Source organism: Halorubrum ezzemoulense DSM 17463, from assembly GCF_002114285.1.
GTDB lineage: Archaea > Halobacteriota > Halobacteria > Halobacteriales > Haloferacaceae > Halorubrum > Halorubrum ezzemoulense.
This window is the reverse complement of sequence record NZ_NEDJ01000001.1, coordinates 38569-51289: the sequence shown is the minus strand read 5'-3', so window position 1 is coordinate 51289 and position 12721 is coordinate 38569. Positions and strand designations below refer to the sequence as shown.

The window sequence follows — 12721 nt, the reverse complement described above, 5'->3', positions numbered from 1 at the left end:
TCAACTGTCACGGAAGAACCGGCCGTGGAAGCCGAACGGCTCCGCGTGGGGGAGCGACGCGTCGGCGAGGAGTGCGAGCGTCCCGGCGTCGAAGACGAGCAGGCGGGTCTCCTCCGCGCGGCTGTCGAGCGCCGGCGCGACGACGACGCCGTCGTCCTCGGCGGTCGCGCCCGGCCGCCGCACGGGGATCGGCTCCTCCACGAAGACGCCGTCCTCCCACCACTCGCGCGTCCGACCGGTCTCGACGTCGAGCTTTACCAGTCCGTTCGCGCCCTCGCGGTCCGTCGCCTGCGCGTACGCGTACCGGTACTCGTGGCCGACGACGTCGGGGGCGACTCGGGGGAGCTCCACGCCGACCCGGTGGAGCGTCGACCGGTCGACTTCGTTGGACCGCAGGTCGACCCGATACCGGACTGGGCGCCCGTCGGGGACATCGACGTCCGAGGGGTCACCGTCGAGCGCGTCGAGGCGCATCGCGTCGACGATACCGGGGTCGGGAAACTCGACGAGGTCTACGACGACCTCGTCGCCCGTCGCGTACGCGTTGACGTGGTGGAAGGCGAAGACTGGCGGGAGCGCGGGAGCCGCGACGAGGTCGCCGGTCTCGCGATCGACGACGAGGACGCGCGTGCCGCGCTCCGGCTGCCAATCGAGGACGTCGAGGATGCCCTCGGAGAACGGGCTCAGCGCGCGGCGGATCGGCATCACGAGCGGCGTCTCAACGAGGACGACGTGATCGGTCGTGATGCTACAGTCGTGGATGTACCCCGGGCCGTCCGCCGCGATCGACGCGACCCGTTCCCTGGCGCGACGGTCCGGGGCGAGCCGGTAGACGTGATACTCAGGCGTTCGACCGAACTCGGTCACGAAGCCGAACCACGCGTCGGTCTCGGGGTCGCGCACGAGGTGCGCGGCGGTGACGTGTTCGCCGAGGTCGTCGTCGAAGCCGAATGCGCCTCGGGTCTCGAGCGTCGCGGGGTCGAACGCGATCCGACGCGGCGCCTCGGTGAGCGCGACGTGCTCGCCGTCGAGGCGGGCGACGTGAACGTTCGCGTTGTCCGTGATCTCCGGCGGGCCGAGCGCCCGCAGCCACGACGCGATTTTCCCCACGCCCGTCCGGTCGGTCCCGAACTGCCCGGAGACGGAGCCGTCCATCGCGTCCGCGTAGGCGTCCGTGCGGAGGAAGCGATTCGAGTACGACAGCGCCCCGTCCTCGAACGCGTATCGCCGAAGCATCGCGAGTCCGTCGAACCAGTGCCCGAGTCGCTCACCGCCGACATCGAACAGCCCCGGACCGTTCCGAATGAGCGTCCCCGACAGCCACGACGGGATGTCGCCCTCGACCGGGGGACGGTGGTCCGTCACTTCCGTCGCGAGCGATCGGAACCCGACTCCGTAGCCCTGCCCCATACGGACCGCTGATACGGACCGTACGGTAATCAATTGACCCGTCCCTCGAGGCGGAACGGGCGGAACGACCCCGAGCAACCACGCATCCCGGCTCCGGAACTCGCAGGGGCACCACCGGAACTCGTCATGAGGGCCGGTTCAGTCGGCGTCGAGCGCCGCCGCCAGTTTCGTCGCGCCCCCCTCGGATACGCTCTCGCCGTGCCCGACCAGGATTCGCTCCGGGCGGTAGTCGGCGAGGCCCTCCGGTGCCTCGTCGAGCGCCGGATGGACGCCGACGTCGTTGTCGCCCTCACAGAACCCCGGGAGGGTGCCAAGCGTCTCCATGACGACGAGGGTCCCACCGGACTCGTCGACGAGGACCGCCTCCTCCCACTCGTCCGTGTCGATGAGGCGGTGGGCCTCGTAGTTCGTGCCGGGGAGCTCCGCGTCGAACGGCTCCGGCTCGCCGTCGAGTTTCTCTCGCGTCAGGTCCATCCACTCCGGGACGGACACGGCGACGCCGTGGCGCGCCGCGATCGCTTCGGCGTCCCGCGTGTGTCGGTCGTGGGTCACGACCACGCCGGCGACCTCGCCGAGGTCACTCAGCCGGTCGTCGAGCCCGTCGGCGTCGAGCGGATCGACGATCCAGACCCCGCCCTCGGTCGTGAGCGCGTGACTCCCGCGCATCGCGTCTTCCTCGGGATGCGCGACCCAACTGACGCCGCCGTCCCATTCGGTCACCGCCTCGAGCGAGGGTCGCCCCGTCGGCTCGTCGTCGGACATGTGTGCGACTATTAGGCACACGACTAAACGCCTGTCCGTACCGGAACCGAGGCGGGCCGTCCGTCACCTCCCGTCACTTCGACGGTCGGTCGTCGCCACGGTCGCTACGGCTCGCCGTCGGGGCGTCAGTCGTCCGCTCGCCAGGCGTCTGCGCGTCAGTCGGCGCGTGGATCTAGGTCCATCGCTTCGGCGAGGAGCGCGTGCGAATCGAGCGCGGCCTCGCGGTCCGGCACCGTGTGCTGGATCATCACCTCGTCGACGCCGACGCGGTCGGCCAACTGCTCCAGCAGGCCCGACATCGTCTCCGGGCTCCCGGAGATCGACCGCGGCCACTCGTCGTCGTCCAGCGTCGCCGGCGTCGGGTCCGGCGCGCCGCCTAGCTCGTCGATCGCCTCCTCCTCGGTCGGCGTCTCGTCGCCGAGCTCACTGCGTTTCATACGCCGGAACGTCGCCTCTGCGGGCGCGCGCCGACGGGCCGCGGCCGCGTCCGTCTCGGCCGCCACCGCGTTGACCGCGACCATCCCTTGCGGCTCGTCGAGGCCGCCGGGGCCGGCGTCGGGGTCGAACGCCTCGCGGTACGCCGCGAACGCGCGCTCGGCGAACCCGGGCCGGATGAAGCCGGCGAAGCAGTAGCGCAGGCCCAGCTCGCCGGCGATCTCCCCGCTCGCCGGACTCGACCCCAGCACCCACGGGACGGCCGGCCCCTCGGCCGACCCGGGCACCGACAGGTCGGCGTACGGGTGTTCGTCCGGATAGGCGTCGCGGAGGTGGTTCACCACCGCGGTGATCCGCTCGCGGTGGTCCTCGTTCGGGTTCTCGACGCGGCGGTCGGTGCCGAGCGCGCGGTCGGAGGCGGGCGAGCCGTTCGCGCGGCCCATCCCGAGGTCGACGCGGCCGGGCGCCAGCCCGTCGAGGACGCCGAACGACTCGGCCACCTTGAACGGGCTGTAGTGGTTCAAGAGGACGGCCCCGCTTCCGATCCGGATCGAGTCGGTCGCGCCCGCGACCCGACCGAGCAGCACCTCTGGCGTGGTGCCGGCGAGGCGGTCGCCCATCCCGTGGTGTTCGGCGACCCAGAACCGCTCGTAGCCCAGTCGCTCGGCGTGGCGCGCGGCGTCGACCGTGTTCGCGAACGCGTCCGCCGCGGTGCCGCCCCGGGGGACCGGCGAGAGGTCGACGACTGAAAGGTCCATACCCGCGTTCGGCGACTGATCCGGTTAACGGTTGGCTCGGCGGCGGAGCGGTCGGGGGATCGAAACCGCGCCGACCGCGGGGCCGGGAGGACCAGCCGAGCGAAACGCCGCGGCTAGTCGACGGTGAAGACGAAGCGAAGAGAAGAACCGCAGTTCAGTTGTCGCCGGTCTTCGACTGCCAGGCGTAGTCGCGCCGGGAGGCGGACTCGCCGAAGCCGCACGAGGAGCAGCGCTCCTTCTTGACGTGGTAGGACTTCTCGCCGCAGCGTCGACACTTCACGTGAACCGTCTTGTTCTTTTTCCCTTGGGAGGGCGTACCTGCGCCGGTCATGCTTTGATTGTGACGACGTTATCGCCGCGTATAATCGTTGTGTCTTCGATCGCGACCGCGAACTCGCCGTCGAGGTCTTCGTCGACGCGGCCGTCCACGTCAGCCTCCGGCTCGATGACGACGTTCATGTGCTGGTCGTAGCCGCCGAGGACGCCGTAGTACGTCGTGCCGTCCTTCAGGTGTACCGTCACGGGCTCCTCGAGCGACGCTTCGAGCACGTCGAGGGGTCGTCCACTCATTGTCCGTACCACCGCCCGTCGCGGTAATAAAAATACCGGGACGGAGCCCCCGAGGCCGGTCGGTTTGACACGAACTTCGCGCTCGCGCCCGCCGCAGTCCGTCAGTCCAGCCGCTCGCGGACGAACTCGCTCGCCGCCGGGACCGCCGCGGCGTACAGGGCGACGTACTCAAGGGTCGCCTGCGTCCGCCGGGCCGAGCTGTACCCCTCCTCGACGCGGTCGGCGACGTACTCGAAGCTGTCCAGCCCGGGGCGGACGAGCCGCGTCGCCAGCGGATCGTCGCCGGCGACGGCCTCGCCGACCGCCGTCCGCGCCCGCTCCGCGGCCGACCGCACGGACGACTCCGAGGGGGCCTCCCGGTGTTCGCCGTCGCGGATCTCGCCGACGGCCGCCCGAAACGCGTCGAGCTCGGCCAACGCAACGCCGGACTCGACGACGGCCGTGGCGCAGTCGCCGGCGTCGACCGCCCGCTCGACGTCCTCGACGGCCGAGTCGGTCCGGAGCTCGCCCGTGGCCACAAGCTCCTGTGCGACCGTCCCGCTCAGGTCCTCGCCGCCGAGCGGGTCGTCGCCGCCGGCGCGCTCCCGCACGGTCGAGCGTGTCCGACTCACGGAGCCCCGCAGCTCGTCGGCGGCCGCGACCAGCGACGCCCACCGCGGGACCAGTCCGTCGCGCCCGTCGAGGTGCGCGTTCCGGAGGCTCTCGGCGTCGTCCGCGGTCGCCCGCGCGCGCTCGACCCGAGCCGTCGCCTCACCGGCTCGGAACGGCTCGGCGACCGGGTCGGCGGGGTACGTCAGCTCCGGCCGGACGTGCCGCTCGCACTCCGCGAGCAGCGATTCGACCGGCTCGTACGCCAGCGCCGCCGCGACCGGCGACTCGGCTCGGTACTCCACCTCGGCGGCGAGCGCGCCCCGAGCGTCCCGGACCGCGCTCCGCCGAGCGGCCAGGTCCGCGCCGTCGTCGACGCCGGTGGCCGCGCGGTACGCGCCGCGCACCGCCGCGGCGTCCTCCCGACGACGACGCCACGCCGAGAGGACGTCCACCGGCCACTCGGCTGTCACTCCGGCGTCCGCCCGCTCCAGCGCCCGCTCGCGGTCGGAACCGATCTCCGTCGCCACCGCAGCGTTGGCTATCCCCGGCTCGGCCGGCACGTCGTCGAGTAGGCTCCGGGCCCGCGCCTCGTGGGCGTCCGCGAGCGACTCCGGTACGGTCGCCGGAAACGGCGACGCCGGCCAGTCGACGGTCCCCACGGCGCCGGACGGGAGCGATACGGGCGAGCCGCGGCGCTCCTCGCCGCCGCCGAACGGGAGTCCGGAGCAGCCGGCGACCGCAGCCGTCCCGACCGCCGCTCCGACCCCTGCGAGGAACCGGCGGCGAGAGCTTGAGCCGCCGTGCGAACCGGACCCGCGACCCGTCGACTCGCGGCTCACTCGCCATCACCTCCCGCGCCGGGTGCCGAGGAGTTGAACACGGCAGGCGGATTTCCCTGTCGACAGGAGCCACGCATCCCCATTCCGCTCCCGCTCGACCGCTCCGCCGCCACGGGGAGTCGGATCGCGAAGCCGACGGTGTGGACGGCCTCCGGATCGCACTCGACGTCGGCCGGGCGGTACGCCCGGCAGAAGTCGGCTCGGGGGTGGAGGTCGCCGTCGGCGAGCTCCGACGGCTCGACGGCGACAGACCGGAGCCGGACATCGCGACAGGCCGTCACCGGCATCGCGCGAAGGTAGGCCGACGCCGACTCGAAGTCCGTCCCGTCGAGGAACGACCGCAGGCGGTCGGCGGCCGCGGTCTCGGCGAAGTCGAGTGCGTCGAGGCCGTCGCCAGAGACCAATACGCGCCGGGCGCGAGGCCGCCGTCGCCCGCGCTCGTCGGTTTCGCTCGACGGCGTCTCTTCACCGCCGGTGAGGATCGGCTCGCCGCTCTCGTCGCGCGCTCGTTCGAGTTCGTACCCGTCTATCGGTTGATCGCCCCGGACGGGGTAGCTGTTCGACGCGGAGTCGCCACCGGCGCAGCCGGCCAGCGCGGCGATCCCTGACGCGGCCGCGAGGAGGGCTCGGCGGCGGGGTACGTCTGCCATCGCCGGGGGTTCGATCGAGAGCGTGAAACCCTTTGTGGGGCCAGTTCGGGCGCGAATCCCCGCCGCGGGGCCGAACCCGGGAGTTTTTAACGTGCGCGGGAGTACGCCGATGTACCACACTCCCGCGGGACACGGTGAGTCGCGGTGACTCGGCCGTAGCGGGGCCTTCAACGACGCGCGGTAGGACGTAGCGCCGACGGCTCCTTGCGGGGTTTCAGTGACCGGCGCCGACCACGGCGTCAAACACGACAACACCATGGAAATCGAAATTGCGACACTCGGCGGTTACGAAGAGGTCGGTCGACAGATGACGGCGGTCCGGGCGGGCGAGGACATCGTCATCTTCGACATGGGCCTGAATCTCAGTAAGGTCCTCATCCACGACAACGTGGAGACCGAGAGCATGCACAGCCTCGACCTGATCGACATGGGCGCTATCCCGGACGATCGGGTGATGAGCGAACTCGAAGGCGACGTCAAGGCGATCGTCCCCACCCACGGGCACCTCGACCACATCGCGGGGATCCCGAAGCTCGCCCACCGCTACGACGCGCCGATCGTCTCCGCGCCGTACACGATCGAACTGGTGCGCCAGCAGATCGAAGACGAGGGCAAGTTCCAGGTGGACAACGACCTCGTGAAGATGAAGCCCGGCGCGTCGATGGCGATCGGCGACTCCGAGCAGGTCGAACTAGAGTTCGTCAACGTCACCCACTCGATCATCGACGCGATCAACCCGGTCCTCCACACGCCCGAGGGCGCGGTGGTCTACGGCCTCGACAAGCGCCTGGACCACGACCCCGTCATCGGCGACCCGGTCGACATGGACCGGTTCCGCGAGATCGGCCGGCAGGACGAGGGCGTCCTCGCGTACATCGAGGACTGTACGAACGCCGGGAGCAAGGGCCGGACCCCCTCCGAGTCGTACGCGAAGAAACACGTCGAGGACACGCTGAAATCGATGGAGGACTACACGGGCGGCATCATCGCCACCACGTTCTCCTCGCACATCGCCCGCGTGAAGACCCTCGTCGAGTACGCCCGCGAGATCGGCCGCCAGCCGGTCCTGCTCGGGCGCTCGATGGAGAAGTACTCCGGTACGGCCGAGCGGCTCGACTTCGTCGACTTCCAGGGCGACGTCGGCATGTACGGTCACCGGAAGTCGGTCGACCGCGCGTTCAAGCGGATCATGAAGGAGGGGAAGGGCAATTTCCTCCCCATCGTGACGGGCCACCAAGGCGAGCCGCGCGCGATGCTCACCCGCATGGGCCGCGGCGAGACCCCCTACGAGATCGACGACGGCGACAAGGTCGTCTTCAGCGCGAGCGTCATCCCGGAACCCACCAACGAGGGGCAGCGCTACCAGTCCGAACAGCTGCTCCGGATGCAGGGCGCCCGCCTCTACGACGACATCCACGTCTCCGGCCACCTCCGCGAGGAGGGCCACTACGAGATGCTACAGGCGCTCCAGCCGCAGCATCTCATTCCCGGCCACCAGACGCTCAAGGGTCGCTCGCCGTACGTCGACCTCGCGAAGACGCAGGGGTACAAGCTCGGACGCGACGTCCACGTCACGCAGAACGGGTCCACGATCCAGCTCGTCGAATGACGAGCGAGACGAAGGAGGCGCGGGTGCTCGACGCCATCCGCGAGCGGCGTGAGCTCGTCAACGCCGCTATCGACGAGGAGCTGCCGGTCCAGGAGCCTGAGCGACTGTACGAGGCCACCCGATACATCCTCGAGGCCGGCGGCAAGCGGCTCCGCCCGACGGTGACGACCCTGGCCGCTGAGGCGGTCACCGGCACCGAGCCGATGGGCGCCGACTTCCGCGCGTTCCCGTCGCTCGACGGCGACGAGGTCGACGTGATGCGGGCCGCGGTCGCCATCGAGGTGATCCAGTCGTTCACGCTGATCCACGACGACATCATGGACGAGGACGACCTCCGGCGGGGCGTCCCGGCAGTCCACGAGGCGTACGACGTCTCGACGGCGATCCTCGCGGGCGACACCCTCTACTCGAAAGCGTTCGAGTTCATGACCGAGACGGGCGCGGACCCGCAACACGGGCTCGAAGCGATGCGGATGCTCGCGTCGACCTGTACCGAGATCTGCGAGGGGCAGGCCCTCGACGTCGCCTTCGAGAGCCGCGACGACATCCTCCCCGACGAGTACTTGGACATGGTCGAGCTGAAGACCGCGGTGCTGTACGGCGCCTCGGCCGCGACGCCCGCCCTCCTACTCGGCGCCGACGAGGCGGTCGTCGACGCCCTGTATCAGTACGGGATCGACTCCGGACGCGCGTTCCAGATCCAAGACGACGTGCTCGACCTCACCGTCCCCTCGGAGGAGCTCGGGAAGCAGCGCGGCTCCGACCTCGTGGAGGGGAAGGAGACGCTCATCACGCTCCACGCCCGACAACAGGGAGTCGACGTCGACGGGCTCGTTGACGCCGACACGCCCGCGGCGGTGACCGAGGCGGCCATCGACGACGCGGTCGCGGCCCTCGAAGAGGTCGGCTCGATCGAGTACGCCCGCGAGACCGCCGAGGACCTCACCGCGCGGTCGAAGGACCACCTCGGAGTGCTCCCCGAGAGCGGCTCTCGGAGCCTGCTCGAAGACCCCGCGGACTACCTCATCGTCCGCGGCTACTGAGCGGGCCGCGGCGCGACGGACCCGCCGGACGGGTCGGGACTTCCAGACACGGCGTCACGGCCGGACGAGCCGGCACCGGCGGTCCGGGCCGCGACGGACACCGCTTTACCCGCGGCCCGCGTTCGGTCGACCGTGTCACGGTATCGAGACGCCCTCCTGTTCTTCACCCTCGCCCTGCTGTGGGGCGGATCGTTCGTCGCCATCGAGGTCGGCCTCGACTACTATCCGCCGGTGTTGTACGCCGCCTACCGGTTCGACGTGGCCGCGCTGGCGCTGCTGTCGTACGTGTTCGTCACGCAGGACGGTCCGTTTCCGCGGACGCGCGGCGACCTCGCCGCGATCGGGTTCAGCGGCGGACTCTCCGTGGCCGCGAACAACGCGCTGCTGTTCGTCGGCCAGCAGTACACCACGAGCGGCATCGCCTCGATCACCTACAGCCTCGTCCCCATCGCGACCGCGGCGGTCGCCGCCCTGTGGATCGGCGGGGCGGACCTCGACGCGCGCGGCGCGGTCGGGGTCGTCCTCGCGTTCCTCGGCGTCGGCCTCGTCGCACAGCCGGACCCCGCGAGCCTCGGCGGGGGCGTCGCGGTCGGCGTCGGGCTGATCGCGATCGGCGTCGTCGCCGTCGCGGTCGGCAGCGTCGGGCTCCGGACCGTCGAGACGTCGTTCTCCAGCGTCGCGCTCACCGGGTGGGCGATGGGGTTCGGCGCGCTGGCCATCCACGCACTGAGCCTCGGGATCGGCGAGAGCCAGCGCCTCCCCGCCGCGGCGCCGCGCGCGCTCCTCGCGCTGGCGTTCCTCGGGCTCTGCTCGTCGGCGGTGGCGTACACCATCTACTTCACGCTGCTCGACCGGCTCGGCCCCTTCGAGATCAACCTCGTCTCGTACGTCGTGCCGGTCGTCGCCACCGTCGCGGGCGCCCTGCTGCTCGCCGAGCCGGTAACGGCGTTCACCGTCGCCGGCTTCGCGGTCATCGTCCTCGGCTTCGGCCTGCTGAAGCGCCGCGAGATCGCCGACGCGGTCGCCGGGATCAGCCCGTCGGGATAGCGGTCGCCCTCGACGGCGTCGACCGCCCCGATCAGCCGTCGAGCGCGCGGATGTCGTCGAGTATCTCGACGGCGTGGTCCTCGGGGGAGACCCCCTCGTACGCCAAGACGACGGTTCCCTCGTCGTCGATGACGTACGTGTTCCGGAACACGCCGTCGAAGGTGTTCCCGAACATCGACTTCTCGCCGTAGGAGTCGTACGCGCTCGACACCGCGCCGTCCGGGTCCGAGAGGAGCGTGAAGGGGAGGTCGTACTCCTCGGCGAAGGGTTCGAGGTCCTCGACCGGGTCGTCGCTGATCCCGACGACGGCGATGTCGGCGTCCTCGAACGCGTCCCACTCGTCGCGGAAGCCGCACGCCTCGGCGGTACAGCCGGGAGTGTCGGCGCGCGGGTAGAAGTACACCACCGTGTGGCCGGCCGCGGTCGGGTCGACGGTGGCCGTCTCGCCGCGGTGGTCGGTGAGCGTGATCGCGGGCGCGTCGTCGCCGGGTTCGAGCATACGGATCGACGCCGCTCGAACTGGTTAGAGGATTCGGTCCCTTTTTACCGACTACTCGCATCCTACCGGTATCGATGGCGTGGCAACCGACGCCGTACACGGTTCCGCTGCTCGTCGCGGCCGTCGCGTCGTTCGGATTCGCCGCGTACGCGGCCGCGAACCGTTCTCGCGGCGGCCGGGCGCTCCTGTGGAGTTTCGTCGGCGTCGCCGGCAGCGCCGGCGTCTGGTCGCTGGCGTACGCGGCGCAGCTGTCGGCGACCGCGCTCGGTCCCACGCTGCTTTTCAACCGCCTCGTCTGGCTCGGGACCGCGGGGCTGGCGGTCGCGTGGCCCGCCTTCGTCCTCTCGTACGTCGACCGGACCGAGTGGCTCGGTCCCCGCCGGTTCGCGCTCTTCTGGGTCGTCCCAGCCGCGACCGCCGTTGCCGTCTTGACGGTCGGCGCCGACCCGCTGTTCTACGCCGACCCCTCGCTCGTCGACGCCGGCGGGTACCGCCTCCTCGGCTACGCGCCGACGCCCGCCCTGCTCGGATTCGTCGGGTACACCTACGCGGTCAACCTGTTCTCCTTCGGCGTGCTCGGCTACGCCGCGGTCTCCCGTGACGGCGTGTTCCGCCGGCAGGCCGCCCTCCTCTTCGCCGCCGGCGTCGCGCCGCCGGCGCTCGGCGCGGCCGGCATCTTCGGGCTCGTCGGTCCGGCGGACGGCGTGGTCGACTTCACGCCGATCGCCTTCAGCGGGACCTCGGCGCTGCTGGCGTGGGTCGTGTTCCGGTACCGGCTGCTCGACGTGTCGCCGATCGCCCGCGACGCGGTGTTCGCGAATCTCTCCGACGGCGTGGTCGTCTGCGACGCCGACGGCCGGGTGATCGATCGCAACGACCCGGCTCAGGCGCTGTTTCCCGACGCCGAACTCGGCGCCCGCGCCGACGAGGCGTTCGCCGACGCCCCGCCGGTCGTCGACGCGGTGACGGAGGCGGGGTCCGACGAGGGGGAAGCGTCGTCCGACGACGAGTTCCGCGTGACCGTCGGCGGCGACGACGCCGCGCCGCGGTTCCTGACGGTTGACGTCCACGACATCACCGGCCCGGGGACGACCCGCGGCGGGACGGTCCTGCTGTTCCGCGACGTCACCGAGCGGGAAACGCTCCAGCGACGCTACCGCGCCCTCATCGAGAAGTCGCCGAACGTGATCGCGGTCTGCGGCGAGGACGGCCTGATCAGGTACGTGAGCCCCTCGATTGAGCGCCTGCTCGGTCACGCTCCCGCGGCGATCGAGGGGCGTCCTGTGATCGACCTGGTCCACCCGGAGGACCGACGCGAGGCGCAGCAGGCGTTCGAGCGCGCCTTCGAGGGCGCCGAACCCCAGTCGATCACGCACCGGATCGCCCGGGGCGACGGCAGTTGGCGCCGGTTCGAGACGGTGATCGAGCGGCTGTTCGAGGACGCGCGCGAGGTCGTCATCACCGCAACCGACGTGACGGAGGCTCGGCGGTACGAACAGCGGCTCCAGGTTCTGAACCGCGTGCTGCGCCACGACCTGAAGAACGACACCAACGTCATCGGCGGGTACGCCGACCTGCTCCGCGACCACGTCGACGAGGAGGGCGACCCGTACCTCGACGTCATCGACCGGAAGGTACAGACACTGACGCACCTCAGCGATCAGGCGCGCGAGATCGATGTCGCGCTGCACAGCGACGCCGACAAGACCGAGATCGACCTCGCCGAACTCGTCGACCGCCTCTGCGAGTCGCTGGGCTCGTCGTTCCCGCGGGCGACGGTGACGGTGACGGTGCCCGACTCCGCCGTCGTCGCCGCGGACGAACTGCTGGAGTCCGCGGTCCGGCACGTGCTGGAGAACGCTGTCGTCCACAACGACGACGATGATCCGCACGTCGAGGCCACGGTCGTCGCCGACGGCGACCGGTGCCGGCTCGACGTGGCCGACGACGGCCCCGGCATCCCGCCGGTCGAGCGGACGGTGTTCTCGGAGGCGCGGGAGACGGCGCTCGAACACGCGAGCGGGCTCGGCCTCTGGCTCGTCCACTGGATCGTCACGGAGTCCGGCGGCGACCTCGAGATCGACACCCGTGAGCCGACCGGCACGGTAGTCCGGATGTGGCTCCCGCGAGCGGCCGAAGAGTGCGAGTAGATCCGCCGACCTTCCGGTGTCGGCTCAGACGCGGACGCGGACGACGTGACCCCCGCAGCCGCACTGCTCGATGTACTCCCAGTCGAGGTCGCCGCCGAGCTCCGATTCGAGCGCGTCGACGAGGTACGTCTCCGGGTGGCCGTGGTCGCCGTGGGTGACGAGGTTGACGTGGTTGCCCGCGGCCGTGTGCTCGACCGCTTCGATCGCCTGTCGGACGAGCAGATCCCGGTCGTCCGCGTGTTCGGGGCCTTCGAGGTTCGCGGACCACGAATTCTCGTGGACGTGGTCGGTCACCGGGTCCGCGTCGTGATCGTGGTCTGAGGGTGTACTCGACATGTCCGATCCGACGCCCTCAGTT

13 protein-coding genes are annotated in these 12721 nt (G+C 70.9%); 4 read left to right on the top strand and 9 right to left on the bottom strand.

The window, feature by feature from the left end; translation table 11 throughout:
- The 7 genes from B9H04_RS00260 to B9H04_RS00230 all read right to left on the bottom strand — a co-directional run bounded on the left by B9H04_RS00260 (position 1) and on the right by B9H04_RS00230 (position 6015).
- Positions 1-1410, bottom strand: coding sequence for a carotenoid oxygenase family protein (locus tag B9H04_RS00260; protein ID WP_085682334.1), 1410 nt, complete (start codon positions 1408-1410; stop codon positions 1-3).
- Between the two features lie 138 nt (positions 1411-1548).
- Positions 1549-2172, bottom strand: a complete 624-nt coding sequence (locus tag B9H04_RS00255) for a hypothetical protein (protein ID WP_049930578.1) — start codon at positions 2170-2172, stop codon at positions 1549-1551.
- A gap of 155 nt (positions 2173-2327) precedes the next feature.
- Positions 2328-3365 carry an MsnO8 family LLM class oxidoreductase gene (locus tag B9H04_RS00250; RefSeq protein ID WP_049930580.1) on the bottom strand — a complete coding sequence of 346 codons (1038 nt, stop codon included), beginning with the start codon at positions 3363-3365 and terminating at the stop codon, positions 2328-2330.
- 154 nt (positions 3366-3519) lie between these two features.
- Positions 3520-3696, bottom strand: coding sequence for a 50S ribosomal protein L37e (locus tag B9H04_RS00245; RefSeq protein ID WP_006112801.1), 177 nt, complete (start codon positions 3694-3696; stop codon positions 3520-3522).
- On the bottom strand, positions 3693-3935 hold the full coding sequence (locus B9H04_RS00240; RefSeq protein WP_049930582.1) for an LSM domain-containing protein: 243 nt from the start codon (positions 3933-3935) through the stop codon (positions 3693-3695). The genes B9H04_RS00245 and B9H04_RS00240 overlap by 4 nt, the downstream gene beginning before the upstream one ends.
- A gap of 101 nt (positions 3936-4036) precedes the next feature.
- Positions 4037-5365, bottom strand: coding sequence for a hypothetical protein (locus tag B9H04_RS00235; RefSeq protein ID WP_049930584.1), 1329 nt, complete (start codon positions 5363-5365; stop codon positions 4037-4039).
- The gene (locus B9H04_RS00230) at positions 5362-6015 is read right to left on the bottom strand and encodes a hypothetical protein (protein WP_085682333.1); all 654 of its coding nucleotides are present in this window, start codon (positions 6013-6015) and stop codon (positions 5362-5364) included. The genes B9H04_RS00235 and B9H04_RS00230 overlap by 4 nt, the downstream gene beginning before the upstream one ends.
- Before the next feature lie 256 nt (positions 6016-6271).
- Between B9H04_RS00230 and B9H04_RS00225 the strand changes: the two genes are divergently transcribed.
- From B9H04_RS00225 to B9H04_RS00215, 3 genes are all read left to right on the top strand, one after another.
- Positions 6272-7624: a ribonuclease J gene (locus B9H04_RS00225; protein WP_049930694.1), complete on the top strand. Its 1353-nt coding sequence runs from the start codon at positions 6272-6274 to the stop codon at positions 7622-7624.
- The gene (gene idsA3 / locus B9H04_RS00220; protein ID WP_085682332.1) at positions 7621-8667 is read left to right on the top strand and encodes a geranylfarnesyl diphosphate synthase; all 1047 of its coding nucleotides are present in this window, start codon (positions 7621-7623) and stop codon (positions 8665-8667) included. Before B9H04_RS00225 ends, idsA3 begins: the two co-directional genes overlap by 4 nt.
- A 132-nt stretch (positions 8668-8799) precedes the next feature.
- A complete protein-coding gene (locus B9H04_RS00215) occupies positions 8800-9714 on the top strand; it encodes a DMT family transporter (RefSeq protein ID WP_049930589.1) in 915 nt (304 codons plus the stop codon).
- A gap of 31 nt (positions 9715-9745) precedes the next feature.
- On the opposite strand, the gene B9H04_RS00210 is transcribed toward B9H04_RS00215, so the two are convergent.
- A complete protein-coding gene (locus B9H04_RS00210; RefSeq protein ID WP_049930591.1) occupies positions 9746-10213 on the bottom strand; it encodes a peroxiredoxin in 468 nt (155 codons plus the stop codon).
- A 74-nt stretch (positions 10214-10287) separates the two neighbouring features.
- On the opposite strand from B9H04_RS00210, the gene B9H04_RS00205 reads away from it, so the two are divergent.
- Positions 10288-12363, top strand: a complete 2076-nt coding sequence (locus B9H04_RS00205; RefSeq protein WP_085682331.1) for a histidine kinase N-terminal 7TM domain-containing protein — start codon at positions 10288-10290, stop codon at positions 12361-12363.
- Positions 12364-12387: 24 nt separating this feature from the next.
- On the opposite strand, the gene B9H04_RS00200 is transcribed toward B9H04_RS00205, so the two are convergent.
- Positions 12388-12699: a CGCGG family putative rSAM-modified RiPP protein gene (locus tag B9H04_RS00200; protein WP_049930595.1), complete on the bottom strand. Its 312-nt coding sequence runs from the start codon at positions 12697-12699 to the stop codon at positions 12388-12390.
- Positions 12700-12721 lie beyond the last annotated feature (22 nt).

Excerpts from the sequence above, each read along its gene's own strand:
- B9H04_RS00255 (WP_049930578.1), bottom strand. The coding sequence starts at position 2,172 with ATGTCCGACGACGAGCCGACGGGGCGACCCTCGCTCGAGGCGGTGACC.
- B9H04_RS00200 (WP_049930595.1), bottom strand. The coding sequence starts at position 12,699 with ATGTCGAGTACACCCTCAGACCACGATCACGACGCGGACCCGGTGACC.
- B9H04_RS00260 (WP_085682334.1), bottom strand. The coding sequence starts at position 1,410 with ATGGGGCAGGGCTACGGAGTCGGGTTCCGATCGCTCGCGACGGAAGTG.
- B9H04_RS00240 (WP_049930582.1), bottom strand. The coding sequence starts at position 3,935 with ATGAGTGGACGACCCCTCGACGTGCTCGAAGCGTCGCTCGAGGAGCCC.
- B9H04_RS00210 (WP_049930591.1), bottom strand. The coding sequence starts at position 10,213 with ATGCTCGAACCCGGCGACGACGCGCCCGCGATCACGCTCACCGACCAC.
- B9H04_RS00230 (WP_085682333.1), bottom strand. The coding sequence starts at position 6,015 with ATGGCAGACGTACCCCGCCGCCGAGCCCTCCTCGCGGCCGCGTCAGGG.
- B9H04_RS00250 (WP_049930580.1), bottom strand. The coding sequence starts at position 3,365 with ATGGACCTTTCAGTCGTCGACCTCTCGCCGGTCCCCCGGGGCGGCACC.
- B9H04_RS00245 (WP_006112801.1), bottom strand. The coding sequence starts at position 3,696 with ATGACCGGCGCAGGTACGCCCTCCCAAGGGAAAAAGAACAAGACGGTT.
- B9H04_RS00205 (WP_085682331.1), top strand. The coding sequence starts at position 10,288 with ATGGCGTGGCAACCGACGCCGTACACGGTTCCGCTGCTCGTCGCGGCC.
- B9H04_RS00225 (WP_049930694.1), top strand. The coding sequence starts at position 6,272 with ATGGAAATCGAAATTGCGACACTCGGCGGTTACGAAGAGGTCGGTCGA.
- idsA3 (WP_085682332.1), top strand. The coding sequence starts at position 7,621 with ATGACGAGCGAGACGAAGGAGGCGCGGGTGCTCGACGCCATCCGCGAG.